We start from the raw sequence: 1,043 nt of genomic DNA, 5'->3' as shown, positions 1-1,043 counted from the left end.
GGTCCGCACCGCCCGGTGCGGACCATCGGCGGTTGGGCGGGGGTGCGGTGAGGCTTCGGGCCGGCGGGGGAGTGGGAGGTGCCTGATGGACCGTCAGACGACCTGGGTGTCAAGCGACGGGCAGGTGGGCCGGGTTTCGGCCGATCCGGCGGGCGGGTGCTGGCATGTCCGCGCAAGCATGGCACGCTGCCGCTCCGGCGTCCTCTCGGGCACGGTCGGCGGCGCGGCGCCGACCCCGGGCGGCGCGAAACGCAAAACGCTGCACAAACGATTCGACTGGGCCTAGGGAGCGGAATCGCTGCAGCGTGGGGACGTGACCCCACCTACGCGGACCTGTGTCGGCGTCCCCCTCCAGCGGGCGGCGCCGGCCGGCGACGACCTGCCGCGGCTCCTGGCCCGCTCGGCGCGCGGCGACGAGGCGGCGTTCGAGCAGCTCTACCGCGCGGTCGCCGGGCCGGTGTACGGAACCGCGCTGCGGACGCTGCGCGATCCGGCCCACGCCGAGGAGGTCGCCCAGGAGGTCCTGTTCGAAGTGTGGCGCACGGCCGCGGCCTACCGGCCCGAGCGCGGGTCCGTGCTGACGTGGGTGCTGACCATCGCGCATCACCGGGCCGTGGACCGCGCCCGCGCCGCCCGGGCGGCCACCGAGCGCGACCGGAGCCTCGCCCGCCGGGACGCCACGGAGGCCGACCCGCCGGACGAACAGGCCGTCCGCTCGCTGGACCGGCTGCGGGTCCGGTCGGCACTCGCGGGTCTGAGCGGCGTCCAGCGCGAGGCGGTGGTGCTGGCCTACTTCGGCGGGTACTCGCAGCGCGAGATCGCGCACCGGCTGGAGGTGCCGCTGGGCACCGTCAAGACCCGGATCCGCGACGGCCTGACCCGGCTCCGGGCCGCGTTCGCACTGCCGGACCGGGGCGGAGCGCGCCCGGGGGGAGTGCCGGCCCAGCCGTCCCCCGGCACCGGCCGCCCGGGCCGGCCACCGGCCGGGAGCGCGCCGCGCTCGCCGGAAGCGGGCCGCGGCGCCGCCCCGGCAGGGGTCCGCC

1 protein-coding gene is annotated in these 1,043 nt (G+C 77.9%); it reads left to right on the top strand.

Annotated elements, in window-relative coordinates:
* Positions 1-313 precede the first annotated feature (313 nt).
* Positions 314-1,043 (top strand): sigma-70 family RNA polymerase sigma factor (locus tag ACFWA9_RS39210; RefSeq protein WP_380394383.1); only part of this gene is annotated, 730 nt, incomplete at its 3' end.

Source organism: Kitasatospora sp. NPDC059973 (assembly GCF_042737525.1).
Classification (GTDB): Bacteria; Actinomycetota; Actinomycetes; order Streptomycetales; family Streptomycetaceae; genus Kitasatospora.
The sequence above is the reverse complement of the archived record's forward strand: the minus strand, read 5'-3'. Positions and strand labels throughout refer to the sequence as shown.